We start from the raw sequence: 16647 nt of genomic DNA, 5'->3' as shown, positions 1-16647 counted from the left end.
CAATAAATATGGCTAGGAGGAGACGATGTGAGGCGGATACAGTTTTATGGGGCAATGAGCCTCGACGGATACTTGGCGACCTCAGATGACGATTTACAGTGGCTATTTGATACGGTGGGTGGCGAGCAGGCAAATACTGCTGAGTTTCTAGCCCAGGTAGATACGAGCATCATGGGTCGGCACACCTATGAAGCGACAAAGAAGTTATTAGGGACCGAACCCCTGTATCCCGAGTTTAAAAATATTGTCCTATCAAGTTCGAGAACGGTGGCAACCCGGGATGCCTCATTTGCTGATCAAGATGTGGTTTCCTTGATTGAAGAATTAAAAAAACAATCCGGAAAGAATATCTGGATTGTTGGTGGTGGTAAAATTGTGACTGATTTAATTAAGGCAGATTTAATTGATGACTGGTGGATTCAAATTGCACCGGTTCTGCTTGGCCAAGGCAAACGACTATTTCCAACTGGCGACTATGCTAGTAGATACGAGTTGGTTGGGATGAAGCAATTTAACCAGTTAGCGGAAGTCCGGTACCAGAGAATCAAAAGCGACTAATTAGTGTCGCTCGTCAATTATCTGCAAATTATCCTCAATTTCCTCACCATCATCTGACAAGTTAAGCAAATTAAATGCGGGTTTATAAGTTATCTTCATATTTTCACCAAAGAATTCACTGGAATACCCTTTTGCATAAATTAATCCAATGTTTGACTTTATTTGGAGGTCATAATCCTTTTTGTCCATTTTATCGGTAATCAAAACAAGTTGAAACGCAATTTGTAGCGCTTCAAGGCCGTGATGAGAATAGGGACCGACACCATCATCGTAGCTTAACAACATGATTGTATGTGGATCGATGTTTGGCTGGATGATTGCTAGGGCTTCATCTGAAATTGTGAGCTTCATGATGATCACACTCCTTTATTGAATTCAAGGCAAGTATACCTACTATTTGGACAAAAACAATTGTTTTGACTTCCAACTTGTAAGTTGATGATAAGAAACGACTAAATCACGAGCTGTTTACAGGTTGCGTGTTAGAATTAAAGTATATAAGGAGATGTTTATATGAGTGTACTGACAGATACATTTAGTTTAAACAATGAAACAGAGATACCACAAGTCGGATTTGGTACGTGGCAGATTCCAGGCGGCCAAACTGCTTATGACGCAGTAGCCAATGCATTAAAGACGGGTTACCGGCACATTGATACGGCACAAGCCTATGCAAATGAAAGTAGTGTGGGTAAAGCAATCAAAGATTCTGGCATTCCTAGGGATGAGATCTTTTTAACGACTAAGTTACCAGCCGAAATTAAGGGTTATGACAAGGCACTAGCTGCCTTTGACAAAACAATGGAAAATCTTGGAACAAAGTATGTTGATTTGTACTTAATTCATGCCCCATGGCCATGGAGCTCTATTGGAACGGATCACGATAAGGAAAACGTTGAGACTTGGAAATCCATGGAAACGATTCTTAAGAGTGGTCGGGCAAAAGCCATTGGTGTTTCTAACTTTAATGTTCATGATTTGAAAAATATTTTAGAAAATGGAACTGTGAAACCTGCAGTTGATCAAATTCAGTACTACATTGGCTGGACTCAGCCTAAAATTGTTGAGTATGCGCAGGCAAATGACATTTTAATTGAGGCTTATTCACCACTTGCAACGGGTGATTTACTGAATAATGAAGCTGTTAAAGAAATGGCTGCTAAGTATAAGGCCAGCATTGCGCAACTAGCACTGCGCTTTTGTATCGAAAATGGGACTTTACCACTTCCTAAGGCTACTAGCCAAGCTCATATCGAAGCGAATGCACAACTTGACTTTACAATCAGTGAGTCCGACATGAAGATCTTAAACAAGATGACGGATGCTGCTCCTAGTCACGAGCATAACGCAACCCAAGGCTAATCAACTTTTTTGAAAGGGGCGATTGAATGTCAATTTATGATTATGATGTCACGCTTGAAAATGGCGAAAAGTATTCTATGGCAAAGTATCGCGGAAAAACGTTGATTATTGTCAACACGGCGACTAAGTGCGGATTTGCGCCCCAATTTAAGCAGTTGGAGGCAATTTACCAAGACTATAAAGACAAGGATGTTATCGTTTTAGGATTTCCTTCGAACCAGTTTAAGCAGGAAGTTTCTGATAGTAGTGCTGCAGCTGAGGCTTGTCGCATGACCTATGGTGTTAATTTCCCAATGCATACCATTCATGATGTGAACGGGCATGATGCGTTACCGTTGTTTGACTTCCTTAAGAGGGAAGCCCCTGGTACCTTGGGAAAGGCAATCAAATGGAATTTCACTAAATTTATTGTGAACCGCAATGGAGATGTTGTTCAACGCTATGCGCCAAAGACAAGTCCACTAAAAATGCTTCCTGAATTAAACGAATTAGTGGGAAACTAAATAATTAGTCACAGTGACATAGAATTTGATACAATAGGCTAGTTGTGACAAAAAGGAAGCCAAGCCCTCCTTTTTATTTTGAGCTAGATTGGAAGAAAGACCATCATGAAAAAGAAACAAACAAATGTGATATTGCTCTGTATTGGCTTTATGGCGATTAATTTGCGCCTTCCCATTACGGCAATTCCACCGTTATTACCGAGCTTAGAAAAAGCGACAGGGCTGCCAGTTAGCGCTGCTGGTCTACTGACGACTATTCCATTACTCACTTTTGCGATATTATCACCAGTTTTGGCAAAACTTGGGCGTCGTTTTGGAAACGAACGGGTCATTTTTAGTTTTGCGATTTTACTTGTTTTAGGAAGTATGTTGAGAATTAATACCGCTTTACCAACTATTTTGATTGGAACGTTTTTGATTGGTCTGGGAATTGATAGTGCAAACGTCCTCTTACCAGCCGTTATCAAAGATCACTTGCCGCTGAAACCAATGTTGGGTGTTAGTACCTATACGACGACCATGTTGCTAGTCGGCGCACTCGGCACTGGCTTGGCCGGGATAATCGTTGCTAAAGCATCACTGCTTGCTGCAATGGTGGGACTTGCAATTATCTCAGTGATCAGCTTAATTGGTTGGACGCCGATGATTAAACAAAATAAGCTAGATTCGGGTAAGATCCAGCGAGCAGAGCAGTCTGGATTAAACACCCAATCGGTTTGGAAATCCAGCATGGGATGGATGATTGCATTCTTCTTTGGTCTGCAGTCACTAATCTATTATTCATTAATTACCTGGTTACCCACAATCTTCGTCGCAAAGAACTTTAGTAGTATTCAAGGCGGGACGTTTGTAACAATCATGCAAATCGGATCGCTACCTTGTGCCTTTATTGTGCCATTCCTAGCAGATAAAAGGGGCGGGGATGCTGTCTTAGTCTGGGTAGCGGGATTAGGATTTTCGCTAGGAATTTTGGCGTTAATGTTCCCAATTTCCAGTGCAACCTTAGTTTCGATCATTTCTTTAGTGGTGGGAATTGCTTCTGGAATTGCGTTTAATTTGTCCATTGTCTATTTTGCTCAAAAATCAGCTAATGCGATGGAAACGGCCGAGGTTTCCGGCATGGCACAAACGGTTGGCTACCTATTAGCAGCTGTTGGTCCCGTCCTTTTTGGTTATCTTCATGCCGGAACCCATTCTTGGACAATTATATTGACCAGCATTATTGTGCTGTCAGTCTTCTTATTGCTGACAGGTATCTACATTAATCATAAGCCGTCGGTATTTGAGAAAATTCAAGACTAAAAGGAACCACAGATTAATATATGGGCTATGAATAACCGTGATATGACACAGATTTTGGGGTGTAAAGAAAAAAACCTTTACAACCCATTCAAAGACTGGTATATTATTTATCGTTGAAAGAATTACAGGAGGTGGAATTATATGTCAGTTAAAATTCGTTTGAAGCGTATGGGTTCTAAGAAGCGTCCATTCTATCGTATCGTTGTTGCAGACTCACGCAGCCCTCGTGATGGTCGTTTTATCGAACTAGTTGGTACTTACAACCCACTAGTTAACCCAGCAGAAGTTAAATTACAAGAAGAAGATATCTTAGATTGGTTAGGCAAGGGTGCCCAACCTTCAGATACTGTTCGTAACTTACTTTCTGATGCTGGAATTATGAAGAAGTATCACGAAGCAAAGTTCACTAAGAAATAAGAAGTAAGTGAAGATAAATGACTGATTTTAAGGCACTTATTAATACAATAGTTGTACCTCTAGTTGAACATCCTGAGGCCATTCGAATTGAAGAGAATGAAACTGATCGGTTTTATGAATTTCAATTGTATGTGGATCCCAAGGATGTCGGTCGGGTAATTGGAAAGCAAGGACATGTTGCGCAAGCAATTCGAACAATTGTGTATAGCGTTCGAGTTCAAGGCTCAAAGAGAGTCCGATTGATAATCAATGATGGTACAAAGTAAGCTCTTTGGCGAAACGTTCTCGTTTTGTTTGAGGGCTTTTATTTATGATGGAGGTGAAATTCGTTGACCTATTATAAAGTTGGAAAAATTGTGAATACCCATGGAATACAGGGAGAATTAAAAATCGTCTCTGCGACTGATTTTCCTGATCAAAGATTTAAAAAGGGAAGTTCTCTTCATCTTTTTAAAGATGAGAAGGATGAGAGTCCCATTAAGCAACTTAAAATTAAAGCGGCTCGTCAGCAAAAGAATTTTTTCTTAGTTAAGTTTGAGGGATTTAACAATATTAATGAAGTCGAACAATATAAGGGAATGACTTTGAAAATCACTGATGAGGATCGTGATGAGGAAGAACTTGAAGACGGCCAGTATTATTACGATGATATTATTGGCTTAAAGGTCGTTGATGAATCTAACCAATTAATCGGAACCATTTCAGAAATCCTGCCGCTTGGTCCTAATGATGTTTGGACGGTGAAACGAGAAAAACAAGCGGACTTGCTGTTACCAGTTATCAAACAAGTGGTAAAAAATGTTGATCTTGAAAATGGTCAAGTCACGGTTGAGCTAATGGAAGGTATGGAATAATGCGAATAGATGTTTTAAGCCTATTTCCAGATATGTTTACTGGACCCATGCATGATTCCATCGTTGGCAAAGCAATTGATCGGGACAATTTTAAAATGAATGTCACTGATTTTCGGCAATATTCGACAAATAAGCACGGTAACGTAGACGATTATCCGTTTGGTGGCGGTGCAGGAATGTTATTGCAGCCTCAACCTATCTTTGATGCGCTCAAGGCAGTTGAGGAAAAAGCCCGAACGGATGGATATACGAGCAACCGAATTATTTTGACGGATCCAGCTGGCCAGAAGTTCGACCAAAAGATGGCCGAATCATTTGCCAAGGAAGATCACCTGACGTTCATTTGTGGCCATTATGAGGGCTTTGACGAGCGAATCAAGTCGTTAGTGACCGATGAAGTATCATTAGGGGATTTTGTTCTAACTGGTGGAGAACTCCCCACAATGGTCATGATTGATGCAACAGCACGTTTACTTCCAGGCGTATTGGGGAATCAAGAATCTGCCCCTGGTGATTCTTTTTCTAGTGGCTTATTAGAATATCCCCAATACACGCGACCTGCAGATTTTAGGGGAATGAAGGTTCCTGATGTTCTATTGAGTGGTAACCACCAAAAAATTGATGATTGGCGCGAAAAAGAGGCATTAAGGAAAACCTATCTTCGACGGAGAGACTTAATTAATTACGATGTGCTTACTGCTCATCAAAAAGAGTTGCTTGCAGATGTTAAAGTTGAAGAAAATCCTGAAGAATAGCACTTTACACAAGTTTTTAATTATGATAAGATTTACTTCGGCTGTAAAAGCCTAATTAACAATATTCCGCTGTCGATTAGAGAATGAATATTGATGGAAGGATAGAACTATTTATGAGACAAAATGCATTGATCCAAAAGATTAACCAAGAACAATTACGTGAGGATATTCCTAACTTCCGTGCCGGTGATACTGTTCGAGTACACGCCCGTGTTGTTGAAGGAACCCGTGAACGTATCCAGTTATTCGAAGGCGTTGTTATTCGTCGTCGCGGTGCTGGCATCCAAGCAACATACACTGTTCGTAAGATTACAAACGGTGTTGGGGTTGAACGTACTTTCCCTGTACATTCACCACGTGTTGCAAAGATTGAAGTTATTAGATTTGGCCAAGTTCGTCGTGCTAAACTCTACTACTTACGTGAATTACATGGTAAGGCTGCTCGTATTCCAGAAGCACGTCGTCCTCGTAAGTAAGTTTTATCGACTTACATTGGCTCTCTGTCAAATCCTGTTGATAGATAGTTTTACAGAACTAGAAGCTAAGCGGCTTCTAGTTCTGTTTTTGTATTTGGTTTTGTTCTCATTTGTTGAAGTTTGATCCGCGAGATTAAATGATGGAAATTTCTAAATCCAAACGCAGTCCGCTGAATCTGCTTAATCATCCGATTAATACCTTCAATTGGGCCGTTAGAATACTTAGATTCACTGGCATTCAAGACAATTTTCAGATTACTTTTAAACGTTTTTAGTGTTTCCTTCATTTGAAAACTTAGGTTTTCATTTTTGTAGAGATAGTGGACAATGCCATCTTTGTCATGATTTTTAAGACAGGACATGATACCTTGCAGCGCATCGTATGTGCTCGAAATAGTGTCATCAGTGTCAAGCCCCATTTGTACTCGCCCTTGTTGAGTTAACTGCTGTCGTAAATGACGATCATAGAAAGTTTGGCTGACTTCTAGTTCATCAATGTGCTTCAAATATAGTTTCCATGAGAACTTAAGCAGTCGATATTCGATAGATTTCTTGTCATATTTTTTCATTGTCTGAACTCTAGTCTGGTTGAATGCCCGCGTCATCATGGCGATAATGTGGAATCGATCAACGACAATTTCTGCGTTTGGAAACATTTCCTTAACGATATCTTTATAGTAACTATTGAGATCCAGAGTTACGGTTTGAACCCGTTTTCGGGTATTGATATGGAATTTATTAAAGTACTCAATAATGCTTTTTTTATAGCGATCCGGCAAGATTTGTTGAATTTCATGGTTGCTGGCACCGTTAATACAGATAAAGTGTAATTGACCACCAACACCGCGAACTTCATCCATCGCTAAATGCTCTGGTAAGTAATCATAATTCCGGCGGAATAAATCATCGTAATTATCTAAATAGCGACAAATTGTACTTGGTGATACACAATTATCTAAGGCGATGCTGGCCTGAGTCCGGTCGTCCTGCAAATGCATGAATATTTTCTGTCGTGTGGCTTGCGAAATGTTGCAATATTTATCAACTAGACTAGTGGATGCCATTATTGAAGCACCACAGTCTTTACAAACTAATCGTTCCTTATGCAGCTCAAGGTACACTGGCTCACTGGCATTGGCTGACGGGTACGAAGTACGCGCAATGTAGTGACCATTATGGTTTAGATGATTGAAACCACATTGGGGACATCTCACACAGTTAACTTTAACGTTGGCGATGTAAATCTTAGATTGTTTGTTTTTAATAGATTGGCTTTTATAAGCAAAAAAGTTAACGTTCTCGTCAGTTATGCTTAGGACGAACTTTATGGTATTATCAATAGGGTTCATGGGTTCTTATCTCCTTTAATGATGCTGTAGTGGGTGGATTTTATTGGATGGGGACCTGTGGGCTTTTAATTTACAAAAAAATCCTGTTAATAGATTACCACTCTGGCAATCCATCAACAGGAAAAAGTATAGAACCCTTACATTTAATTCAAAAAAGAGATCGTTCATTTGAACGGTCTCTTTTTTTGACCCATAACTTAATTCGATAACATTTAATTCTTTTCAATCGAGTGGCTATTATTTAAGATCCTTTTCTCGTGAATCTAGAAATTTGCGATTGCCGATTCTAAATCAATTTTATTTGAATCCGCAAGGGTACTAAGCCACCAAATACACTCGGCAATTTTATAATCTAGTGGAGAATCAGTATTACCTGTAGGCCAGCTCCCTTGGTTTGCCATGACCATCCGACCAACAAGGCCAGCGTCAGTTAAAAAGGCCAGCGCATCTTGTTCAGACGTCCAGGCGTGTCCATCCTGTTTGAGTTCAAGTTGATGATAGGTTGCTCGAATTTTTCTTGATCGATTTGTTAATTCATTAATTTCCATTATATAAACCTTCTTTTTTTATTTAATGATTAGTATAAACGCAAAAGAGATTGAAATGGGAGAACCCACTTCAATCTCTTTAATTTATTTTGTACGACGACGCATCGCTGAGGCATAGAACCACCATGCGATACCACCGAAGATAAAGGGTCCCAATATCGTGTAAAGTGCAGTTTGATAATCATGATCCATAATTGGCTGAATACCAGTAAATCCGATACCACCAACTAAAACAATCATTACAAGAACGGTGATAGTCATCGTCAATTTTTTGTTAGTAAAAATCTCGAATGGCCGTTCCAAATCAGTTCGCTTTTTAAAGAATGGAAAAGCTGCAACTAAGAATAGGTAAGGGAAGGTTGTTGAAATATTTCCCATATCAGTTAATATCAAATAAAATTTCTGAGCACCTGATCCACCAAAGGCAACGATGAAGATGATGAAGCCCACAACAACGGCTTGAATCCACATTGAAAATGCTGGCATTCCGTGTTTATTGCGTTTCGTCATTCGTGCTGGCCAGAGGTCCGCACTCGAGCCCAAAACAAACGATTTAAGCGGTGAGTAGATTAAGATGAAGAATGACCCCATATATGCCATAAACATGCTTAGACCGGCAAAACGTGCGAATAAATGGCCAATGGTCGCAGCAGTCGCAGCAGTTAACCCAAGTGAGTTTCCTAATACTAATCCTAGGTTATCCATTAAGACGTAGGTGATATTACCTAAATTAACGGATTGATTTCCTAAGACCTGATGCCAGTTAGTACTAATTCCCCAAAGAAAGATTGAAAGTGAATAACAAATTCCAATCACAACCGTTGAAATAATGAGTCCTTTTGGAAAAGTTTTTTCAGGTTTATGCAAGCTATCAGTAATACCACCCATCGTTTCGCTTCCGGCATAGGCAAATACCGCATAGACGACGAAGGAGATTAAGGCTACCGGCGAAGTAAAATCTGGATTAGGAGATTTAATAAAACTCTCAACGCCAGTAATTGGTTGGGCAAGTTGACCGTGGTTAGCAAATAAAATGACAATGCTGGTAAGTGCAAATATGACCGTCAGTAACATGACAAATACGCCACCCACTGAAGATATCTTAGCAATTGAACTCATGCCATGAGAAGCTAAAAAGGTCACTAATATAATCCAAGCGATTCCTAGTAAAGCCACCGTTTCGGTTGAAGTTAAACTAAGAAAATGCCAAGTTTGCGTCTGATCACTTCCAAAAATGACCGTCGAAAATGGGATCCAGACCTTTGAGGCCGTCGAAACCATCCAAATAATCCAACTAGAGAGCCAAATGAAGGTTCCGATGAACGCCCATTTTTCGCCAATTGAACCCGCTAACCAAGAATAAATACCACCTTTGGCTTCTTTGAAAGCCGAACCATATTCAGCAAACATAAGGGCACTTGGTAGAAAGAATAGGAGCGCCGCTAAGATATACCAGAAAATACTAGCATAACCCATTTGTTCGTATGCGACGGTTGTATTTGCAAATCCATAAATTGTGGTAAACGTCATTAAAATTAGTGCAGTAAGCGAAATTTTCTTTTGCTTTTGATTTTCCATGAGAAGCTCCTATGATTTTGTGTAGGGTATCGTTAGTTTCCTAAAGCATTAAATCTTGTTGAAACTTAAGCGGTGATAAATCCGTCATTTTGGTTATTAAATCGGCTGTTAAGCCACGGTATTTTGTTAAAGCCAAATCAGCATTCTTAATTCCTTGCTTAGTTAAGTAGTCACTTAATTCAATTCCACTAAGTGTACTTCCTCCTTTATCAGTTTCAATAATCGACTGGTCAAAGGCAATTCGAAGTTCGGATTGAAGCTTTTCAAGCTCGTCTAGGAACTCCTTTGGATGGCTATCTACTAGAACGCCAGCATGTTTGAAAACCCAGTACGCAGAATCAGGACTATAAGTCGCTTCACCCCGTTTATAGTCAGGATGCGTGTCGTTTATACCAGCATAAAAGGGAACGTAACTACTTTCTGCCGCAACGCCCATTGCAAGCCAATGAATATTTGCAATGGCAGGGTCATCCATCTGCCGAAGCTGAAGAATGTGCGATTCTTGAGTCGCAGCAAGACTGATTGGACGGAAATGGTGAAATTCCTTTGTACTTGGTTCCAACAAATCATACTTCGTACCTGCATAGTGGCTGGATAATACCATTTGGGCGCTTTGAACAGATAATAATTGATTACTCGTTTGAATAAAGGTTAGCCGCGTAATTTCAGCTTGATTCTTTTCTGGAGAGAGAAGTCGTTGGCCTTCCCAAACGCGTGGTAAGTTATAGTAAGAATCCATCAAGTTATTCGTGCCAAAAATGTTTCTAAAGTTAAATTCAGTTCGGCTGGATGAGAGGTGATTCGTTGCAACAAACTCTTGAATATGAGGGGCCCACATAAAATCGTCTGGGTTATCAAAATCAATTTCTTCGATCGCCATTTGATTTGCAACAACGGCATATGAATCATCTGGAATTCGCTGAGCAACCCACTGATGACCGGCCGCTGTTTCCATATACCAAGCCTCGTTTTTATCTCCAAACAGAATGCCATTGGATTCGCAGGTTCCGTAAGCTTCAATAATCTGACCGAGTCTGGCAACTCCTTCACGAGCTGTTTTAACGTAAGGCAGGACGACTGTAATCATTGCCTCCTCACCAATTCCGTCCTTTACCAAAGGATCACAAGCTAGTACGCGATCATTTGAATAGGTACTTTCGGTGGCACTCATGGCGACACCAGCCTCGTTAAACCCATCTTCTTCAAATAGACCAAACTTGGTAGTCCATTCTGGTGTTGCGGTGTATTTGAGTGCCATTTCGGGTAAGGCTAACTCAAATTTGGAGTCATTAGATTTAAAAACAGTCTCTTCATTCTTATTTGTGTGCCGTGGATGAACGATAAAGTGCTTTGGCCAAGCGGATTTTGAGTCCTCATTTCGACCAATCATAACGGATCCATCAACAGACGCTTTTTTGCCAATTAAAATACTAGTACAAGCTGAATAAATATTATTTTCCAATAGAAGCATCTCCAATCAAGAACGTTTATTTACTTACATTTTAGCATGCGCATGGGGCAAAAATTAGATTTGTATAAAATTCTAATGTAAGCGATGACGATTTAATAAATTGTGGTTACTAAGCGCGTTATAATAGGAATTATTTATGAGAATATGTTAAGGAATACGTGTTAAATTTACCGATCTTTATAAAAATATGCTTAAATGGGATTACTGACTAAAAAGTGAAAGGGGAATAATATGAAAACAAAATTTGTCACAAAGGATTTAGGGATAAAAATTGTGATGATGATTGGCTCTTCAATCATCAACGCAATCGCATTGAACGAATTTTTGGTACCTGGCAAAATTTTCAGTTCAGGCATCAATGGTATTTCACAACTCTTATCAACTTTTGTGGAACACGTTTTTCAAATTCAAATTAATACAGGATGGTTCATCTTACTCTTAAACATACCAATCGGGTTATTAGGCTGGTTAATGATTGGCAAACGATTCACGATGTTTAGTTTCTTGACCTCGGTGTTGACATCATTTATGGCAGTGATTATTCCGATTCAGACAATTTCACATAATGCACTTTTGAGCGCGCTGTTTGGTGGAATTTTAACGGGGGTTGGGGTAGCTTACCCACTTAAATATGGTTTCTCTACCGGTGGAATGGATATTGTTGCCGTTATTTTGGAAAAAACCACGGGAAAAACGATTGGGACAATGATGATGCTAACTAATTTAGTTATCATTTTGATTGCTGGTTTCTTCTTTGGTTGGGAAAGTGCCCTTTATACGATTATTTCAATCTATGCAATGTCGCGAGTGGTCGATTCCATTCATACCCGTCATCAAAAGTTAACGGCGTTTATCGTGACTTTCAAGCAGGAAGAGGTCGTTAAAAATCTTTCGAGTACGTTGATTCGGGGGATTACGATTATGCCGTCTGAGGGTGCTTATAAGCATCAGCGCGGAGCTGTCTTAATGGTCGTCATTTCAAGATATGAACTTTATGATTTAGAGCACGTTGTAAAATCTACCGATCCAGATTCATTTGTTAACTTAGTGAATACGGTTGATATTGAGGGAAACTTCTACGATGAAACTGAGCAGTTAAAAGCGAAACAGTCGGAACGCATATCCGAGTGATTGCGATTTCATGTTTGGGACTGTATAATTAACTAAAATTATAAGAATGTGAGGAAATATAATGCCAATTGTAAACATTGATTTAATTGCTGGTCGTAGCCAAGACCAATTAAAAAGTCTGGTAAAGGACGTCACCGATGCCGTTACCAAGAATACAGGTGCTCCTGCCGAACATGTTCACGTTATTTTACGTGAAATGCAAAAGAACCGTTATGGCGTTGCTGGTATTCTCAAAAGTGATGAAGAAGCATAGTCAATCCAAGAGGTTACCAAAATAGGTAACTTCTTTTTTGTATGGAAACATGAGGACTTTGCTAATTTTTGATTTAGTAGTTGGATAAAACGCTTCAATTGGGTATACTTAGGACGGTTGAGTTTCACAAAGAACTCCAACGATTCGCATAAGTAGATAAGGCAAATTGAACGTCTTCAAATAATCAATGAATGGAGAATTCAAAATGAATGATCAACAGTATATGATGGCAATTGACGAAGGAACTACGAGCACTAGAGCCATCCTCTTTGACAAAAAGGGCCACATTGTGGGGAGTGCTCAGCGTGAATTTCATCAATATTTTCCAAAACCAGGCTGGGTTGAACATGATGCAAATGAAATTTGGAATGCCGTACAATCGGTCATTTCTGATTCGTTAATTTCAGCAGATATTCGACCATATAAGGTCCGGGGAATTGGAATCACGAACCAACGAGAAACGACGATTGTCTGGAATAAAAAAACTGGCGAACCTATTTATCATGCAATTGTTTGGCAATCAAAACAAACGAGCGAAATTGCTGATGGTTTGAAAAAAGGTGGCTATTCAGACTTTATTCATAAAAAGACTGGTTTAGTGATTGATTCGTATTTCTCAGCAACAAAAATCAAGTGGATTTTGGACAATGTTGAAGGTGCAAGACAGTTAGCCGACAACGGTGACCTACTTTTTGGTACGATTGATACATGGATTCTGTGGAAACTCACGGGTGGCCAAGTTCACGCAACCGACTACACCAATGCTAGTCGGACAATGCTTTATAATATTCACGAATTAAAATGGGATCAGGAAATTCTCGACTTATTAGATATTCCTAAGTCAATGCTGCCAGAAGTCCGTTCTTCATCAGAGGTTTACGGGTATACTGCTGGATATACTTTCCTAGGAATTCAAATTCCAATTGCCGGAATTGCTGGTGACCAACAAGCTGCACTATTTGGCCAAACGGCTTTCGAGCGCGGAATGGTTAAAAACACGTATGGAACGGGTGCCTTTGTCGTCATGAATACGGGGACGGAACCCACGCTGTCTGATCAAGGCTTACTTACCACGATTGCGTACGGCATAAATGGCGAGATTACTTACGCACTTGAAGGAAGTATCTTCGTTGCTGGATCAGCAGTTCAATGGCTACGAGATGGCATGCGATTCTTTGATAACGCAGCTGATTCCGAAAAAATGGCAGTTGATGCAAAAACAACGGGGAATGTCTATGTTGTTCCTGCCTTTACTGGATTAGGTGCGCCATACTGGGATCAGGAAGTTCGTGGCTCAGTATTTGGGCTTACCCGTGGAACAACTCGAGAACAATTTGTCAGAGCAACGGTCGAGGCAATTGCTTATCAATCACGCGATGTTATTGAGACAATGCAATCTGATACCGGGATTGAGTTAAAATCGCTTAGCGTTGATGGTGGGGCCGCTAATAACGACTTCTTAATGCAATTCCAGGCTGATATTTTGAACACGTCAATTGAACGGGCAAAATTAGCTGAAACCACAGCGCTTGGTGCTGCTTATCTAGCAGGACTTGCCGTTGGTTTCTGGAAGGATTTAGACGAAATTCGAGAAATGCATGAAGTTCGAGATGAGTTTAAACCTAAAATGGCTGAAGATCGCCGAGAAAAATGCTATAAGGGTTGGAAGGCTGCAGTTGCGGCCACTAGGGCTTTTAAACCAGATGTCGATTAATAGTTAACTAAAAAAAGAGGCTGAAGCGCGTTCTTGCGCCTCAGCCTCTTTTCATTTTTGAATTAATTAAAAATTTGCTGCATCCAACTGCAGATAATCGGATAAGTAATCAGCCAAGCCATCATTTTCATTATCCAATCGCGTTACATCGTTAGCGATAGATTTAAGATGACTGTTTGCGTTATTCATGGCAACGCCCCAGCCAGCATAGTCAATCATCGCATTATCATTACTTTCATCACCAAACGCAATGATATTCTGGCGCTTAATTTGGAAGTAGTGGGCAATTTTTTCAACGCCCGTGGCCTTTTGAATTCCCTTATGGCCAACTTCAATGACGTTATGGGGACCGCCCCAAGCATTGACATCTACCATCAGTCCGTATTTCTCTTCAATATAAATTGATAAGGATTGAAGCTTGTTTTCTGAGGCTTGAATCGTTAAACTAGTAGGGTCCTGACTCAATGATCGACTGTTTAATTCCTCGTTTGCCTGTAAAACGGAAGGAAAAAAGTTGAGCTCGGTTGGCTGTTGCTGCTGAGCAAGAAATAAATTCTTGCCTTCCGCTGCAATTAGGTTGATATCAAAGCGTTGATAATTCTTTAATAAATCAAGGACAATATCACGATTAATCGTAAATTGATATTCTTCTGACCATTTTTGGTGGGGATTAAATCCCAGACTACCATTGAAATTTATCATGGGTGACTCTAACTCTAATGCATCGTAAATTGGCGTTGATAGGCGATTGGGTCTGCCAGTGACAATGCTAACGATGTGTCCGGCCTTCGAAGCGGCCTTGATGACTTTTTTGGTTTTAGTGGAGAGCTTCGACTGATTATTAAGCGTTGTTCCATCTAAATCAATCGTTACTAATTTTCTATCTATCAAATGACTTTACCTCACTAAATTAATTTACATAACTCTCATAATCTATCACATGATTAAGCCGAATGCACGTATCAAATATTATTTTAAAGGAGTCGTAATCGTGAATTTACCTGAAGCTTTTATAAATAAGTATCAAAAATTGTTGGGTGATGAATTCGATGAATTTTTGGCCAGTTTTAATAATCCCGTTAACCATGGCTTTCGAGTTAATCCCTTAAAGAACCAGTTACCAACTGATTTAGATTTAACGCACCCAACCCCGTTTAGTAAGTGGGGGTATTACGGAAATGTGAAAGGAAAATCACTCAACCATCAATCTGGAGCCGTTTATAGCCAGGAACCAAGCGCAATGATGGTGGGCGAGGTTGCCGCACCAAAACCAGGGCAAACTGTTTTAGATTTGTGCGCAGCGCCTGGTGGTAAAACGACCCATTTAGCCAGTTTCATGCAGCAGGAAGGGTTACTAGTTACCAATGAAATTATGGGTAAGCGCGCAAAAGTTCTGGTTGAAAATGTTGAGAGATTTGGCATTAAAAACGCTTTGATTTTAAACGAAACGCCTGAATCAATTGCGACATCATTTCCAAACTTCTTCGACGTTGTGCTGGTGGATGCCCCTTGTTCCGGAGAAGGTATGTTTAGGAAAGATCCCGATGCCATTTCTTATTGGTCGGAAGAATATCCGATCAAATGTGCTGATCGACAACGAACGATTTTGAAAGAAGCCGTTAAAGCGATTAAGCCTGGTGGAAATCTTGTTTATTCGACGTGTACATTTGCGCCTGAGGAAGATGAGCAAATGATTGCTTGGTTGCTCGAAACCTATCCCCAATTTGAGGTCGTTTCAATCGATAAACCAGCAGGAGTCGAAGACGGCCGTCCTGAATGGGCGAATGGGAATGAAGAGTTGAAAAAAACGGCTAGATTATTCCCCCATAAAGTAGCGGGTGAGGGTCATTTTATTGCAAAACTACACCTTACGGAAGCCATTTTTCCAAATAAAGAAGTGAAGAAGCAACGTGACTCGTTAACGAAAGAGCAGCGTGGCTACTTGAACGATTTCATTTCAGAATATCTTCCTGGCTGTCCCCAAAGTGACTTTATTACGTTTGGCGATCAGGTCTACGTTTTGAATTCTGAAACACCTGATTTGAATCATTTAAAGGTCAAACGTCCCGGACTTCAATTTGGCGTTTTTAAGAAGAATCGTTTTGAACCAAGCTATGCATTAGCGCTCACACTGAACAAAGAGAGTTTTAGTCATTGTATTGAAATTGACAAAGAGCAGTGGGCAAAAATTGTTCATGGTGACACAATAAAGGTTGAAAATGCAGAGAAGTACAAGGGCTGGGTACTATTAGTCTGCGAGAATCAATCTGTCAGCTTTGGAAAATTAGTCGGTGAGACGGTTAAAAATTACTTTCCAAAGGGACTTCGATTTGCAATTTAATTTTATAGACCAATAAAAAAAGACAATCAGATGAT

19 protein-coding genes are annotated in these 16647 nt (G+C 40.0%); 13 read left to right on the top strand and 6 right to left on the bottom strand.

Annotated features, from left to right (window positions below; all coding sequences use genetic code 11):
* Positions 1 to 27 precede the first annotated feature (27 nt).
* Positions 28 to 558 carry a dihydrofolate reductase family protein gene (locus FGL90_RS09660; protein ID WP_010619867.1) on the top strand — a complete coding sequence of 177 codons (531 nt, stop codon included), beginning with the start codon at positions 28 to 30 and terminating at the stop codon, positions 556 to 558.
* Here FGL90_RS09660 and FGL90_RS09655 read toward each other — a convergent pair whose 3' ends face one another.
* On the bottom strand, positions 559 to 909 hold the full coding sequence (locus FGL90_RS09655; protein ID WP_010619866.1) for an iron-sulfur cluster biosynthesis family protein: 351 nt from the start codon (positions 907 to 909) through the stop codon (positions 559 to 561). It lies immediately after the preceding gene.
* A gap of 162 nt (positions 910 to 1071) precedes the next feature.
* Here FGL90_RS09655 and FGL90_RS09650 point away from each other — a divergent pair, with 162 nt between their 5' ends.
* The 8 genes from FGL90_RS09650 (at position 1072) to rplS (ending at position 6227) form a co-directional block, all read left to right on the top strand.
* Positions 1072 to 1920, top strand: a complete 849-nt coding sequence (locus tag FGL90_RS09650; protein WP_010619865.1) for an aldo/keto reductase — start codon at positions 1072 to 1074, stop codon at positions 1918 to 1920.
* A 26-nt stretch (positions 1921 to 1946) separates the two neighbouring features.
* Complete coding sequence (locus FGL90_RS09645) at positions 1947 to 2423, top strand: glutathione peroxidase (RefSeq protein ID WP_010619864.1); 477 nt, start codon at positions 1947 to 1949, stop codon at positions 2421 to 2423.
* A 105-nt stretch (positions 2424 to 2528) separates the two neighbouring features.
* Positions 2529 to 3725: an MFS transporter gene (locus FGL90_RS09640; RefSeq protein WP_147657842.1), complete on the top strand. Its 1197-nt coding sequence runs from the start codon at positions 2529 to 2531 to the stop codon at positions 3723 to 3725.
* Positions 3726 to 3866: 141 nt separating this feature from the next.
* Positions 3867 to 4142, top strand: a complete 276-nt coding sequence (gene rpsP / locus FGL90_RS09635) for a 30S ribosomal protein S16 (RefSeq protein WP_010619861.1) — start codon at positions 3867 to 3869, stop codon at positions 4140 to 4142.
* Positions 4143 to 4159: 17 nt separating this feature from the next.
* A complete protein-coding gene (locus tag FGL90_RS09630) occupies positions 4160 to 4408 on the top strand; it encodes a KH domain-containing protein (protein ID WP_010619860.1) in 249 nt (82 codons plus the stop codon).
* Positions 4409 to 4471: 63 nt separating this feature from the next.
* On the top strand, positions 4472 to 4996 hold the full coding sequence (gene rimM / locus FGL90_RS09625; RefSeq protein WP_147657841.1) for a ribosome maturation factor RimM: 525 nt from the start codon (positions 4472 to 4474) through the stop codon (positions 4994 to 4996).
* The gene (gene trmD, locus FGL90_RS09620) at positions 4996 to 5751 is read left to right on the top strand and encodes a tRNA (guanosine(37)-N1)-methyltransferase TrmD (RefSeq protein WP_147657839.1); all 756 of its coding nucleotides are present in this window, start codon (positions 4996 to 4998) and stop codon (positions 5749 to 5751) included. The genes rimM and trmD overlap by 1 nt, the downstream gene beginning before the upstream one ends.
* 113 nt (positions 5752 to 5864) lie before the next feature.
* On the top strand, positions 5865 to 6227 hold the full coding sequence (gene rplS / locus FGL90_RS09615) for a 50S ribosomal protein L19 (protein WP_010619857.1): 363 nt from the start codon (positions 5865 to 5867) through the stop codon (positions 6225 to 6227).
* A 65-nt stretch (positions 6228 to 6292) separates the two neighbouring features.
* Here the strand turns inward: rplS and FGL90_RS09610 are convergent, their stop codons facing one another.
* The 4 genes from FGL90_RS09610 to FGL90_RS09595 all read right to left on the bottom strand — a co-directional run bounded on the left by FGL90_RS09610 (position 6293) and on the right by FGL90_RS09595 (position 11173).
* Positions 6293 to 7576, bottom strand: coding sequence for an ISL3 family transposase (locus FGL90_RS09610; protein ID WP_147656504.1), 1284 nt, complete (start codon positions 7574 to 7576; stop codon positions 6293 to 6295).
* A gap of 263 nt (positions 7577 to 7839) precedes the next feature.
* A complete protein-coding gene (locus FGL90_RS09605; protein ID WP_147657837.1) occupies positions 7840 to 8124 on the bottom strand; it encodes a nucleoside triphosphate pyrophosphohydrolase family protein in 285 nt (94 codons plus the stop codon).
* A gap of 84 nt (positions 8125 to 8208) precedes the next feature.
* Positions 8209 to 9702, bottom strand: a complete 1494-nt coding sequence (gene yjeM / locus FGL90_RS09600) for a glutamate/gamma-aminobutyrate family transporter YjeM (RefSeq protein WP_010619855.1) — start codon at positions 9700 to 9702, stop codon at positions 8209 to 8211.
* A gap of 40 nt (positions 9703 to 9742) precedes the next feature.
* Positions 9743 to 11173: a C69 family dipeptidase gene (locus FGL90_RS09595; protein WP_187240470.1), complete on the bottom strand. Its 1431-nt coding sequence runs from the start codon at positions 11171 to 11173 to the stop codon at positions 9743 to 9745.
* Between the two features lie 231 nt (positions 11174 to 11404).
* On the opposite strand from FGL90_RS09595, the gene FGL90_RS09590 reads away from it, so the two are divergent.
* The 3 genes from FGL90_RS09590 (at position 11405) to glpK (ending at position 14271) form a co-directional block, all read left to right on the top strand.
* Complete coding sequence (locus FGL90_RS09590) at positions 11405 to 12304, top strand: YitT family protein (protein ID WP_010619853.1); 900 nt, start codon at positions 11405 to 11407, stop codon at positions 12302 to 12304.
* A 61-nt stretch (positions 12305 to 12365) separates the two neighbouring features.
* On the top strand, positions 12366 to 12557 hold the full coding sequence (locus FGL90_RS09585) for a 2-hydroxymuconate tautomerase (protein ID WP_010619852.1): 192 nt from the start codon (positions 12366 to 12368) through the stop codon (positions 12555 to 12557).
* 205 nt (positions 12558 to 12762) lie between these two features.
* A complete protein-coding gene (glpK, locus tag FGL90_RS09580; protein WP_147657833.1) occupies positions 12763 to 14271 on the top strand; it encodes a glycerol kinase GlpK in 1509 nt (502 codons plus the stop codon).
* A 66-nt stretch (positions 14272 to 14337) separates the two neighbouring features.
* Here the strand turns inward: glpK and FGL90_RS09575 are convergent, their stop codons facing one another.
* A complete protein-coding gene (locus FGL90_RS09575; RefSeq protein WP_029327542.1) occupies positions 14338 to 15159 on the bottom strand; it encodes a Cof-type HAD-IIB family hydrolase in 822 nt (273 codons plus the stop codon).
* 103 nt (positions 15160 to 15262) lie between these two features.
* Between FGL90_RS09575 and FGL90_RS09570 the strand changes: the two genes are divergently transcribed.
* On the top strand, positions 15263 to 16612 hold the full coding sequence (locus FGL90_RS09570; RefSeq protein ID WP_010619849.1) for an RsmB/NOP family class I SAM-dependent RNA methyltransferase: 1350 nt from the start codon (positions 15263 to 15265) through the stop codon (positions 16610 to 16612).
* The last annotated feature ends 35 nt before the right edge of the window (positions 16613 to 16647 follow it).

Origin of the sequence: Secundilactobacillus malefermentans, assembly GCF_008033155.1 — a bacterium.
Lineage (GTDB): Bacteria > Bacillota > Bacilli > Lactobacillales > Lactobacillaceae > Secundilactobacillus > Secundilactobacillus malefermentans.
This window is presented reverse-complemented; position numbering and strand designations above follow the sequence as displayed.

What these genes read in the sequence shown, in the direction of transcription:
- FGL90_RS09655 (WP_010619866.1), bottom strand. Translation starts at nt 909, where the DNA reads ATGAAGCTCACAATTTCAGATGAAGCCCTAGCAATCATCCAGCCAAAC.
- FGL90_RS09595 (WP_187240470.1), bottom strand. Translation starts at nt 11,173, where the DNA reads ATGCTTCTATTGGAAAATAATATTTATTCAGCTTGTACTAGTATTTTA.
- FGL90_RS09605 (WP_147657837.1), bottom strand. Translation starts at nt 8,124, where the DNA reads ATGGAAATTAATGAATTAACAAATCGATCAAGAAAAATTCGAGCAACC.
- trmD (WP_147657839.1), top strand. Translation starts at nt 4,996, where the DNA reads ATGCGAATAGATGTTTTAAGCCTATTTCCAGATATGTTTACTGGACCC.
- rplS (WP_010619857.1), top strand. Translation starts at nt 5,865, where the DNA reads ATGAGACAAAATGCATTGATCCAAAAGATTAACCAAGAACAATTACGT.
- FGL90_RS09645 (WP_010619864.1), top strand. Translation starts at nt 1,947, where the DNA reads ATGTCAATTTATGATTATGATGTCACGCTTGAAAATGGCGAAAAGTAT.
- rpsP (WP_010619861.1), top strand. Translation starts at nt 3,867, where the DNA reads ATGTCAGTTAAAATTCGTTTGAAGCGTATGGGTTCTAAGAAGCGTCCA.
- FGL90_RS09630 (WP_010619860.1), top strand. Translation starts at nt 4,160, where the DNA reads ATGACTGATTTTAAGGCACTTATTAATACAATAGTTGTACCTCTAGTT.
- FGL90_RS09610 (WP_147656504.1), bottom strand. Translation starts at nt 7,576, where the DNA reads ATGAACCCTATTGATAATACCATAAAGTTCGTCCTAAGCATAACTGAC.
- FGL90_RS09650 (WP_010619865.1), top strand. Translation starts at nt 1,072, where the DNA reads ATGAGTGTACTGACAGATACATTTAGTTTAAACAATGAAACAGAGATA.
- FGL90_RS09590 (WP_010619853.1), top strand. Translation starts at nt 11,405, where the DNA reads ATGAAAACAAAATTTGTCACAAAGGATTTAGGGATAAAAATTGTGATG.
- yjeM (WP_010619855.1), bottom strand. Translation starts at nt 9,702, where the DNA reads ATGGAAAATCAAAAGCAAAAGAAAATTTCGCTTACTGCACTAATTTTA.
- FGL90_RS09585 (WP_010619852.1), top strand. Translation starts at nt 12,366, where the DNA reads ATGCCAATTGTAAACATTGATTTAATTGCTGGTCGTAGCCAAGACCAA.
- glpK (WP_147657833.1), top strand. Translation starts at nt 12,763, where the DNA reads ATGAATGATCAACAGTATATGATGGCAATTGACGAAGGAACTACGAGC.
- FGL90_RS09640 (WP_147657842.1), top strand. Translation starts at nt 2,529, where the DNA reads ATGAAAAAGAAACAAACAAATGTGATATTGCTCTGTATTGGCTTTATG.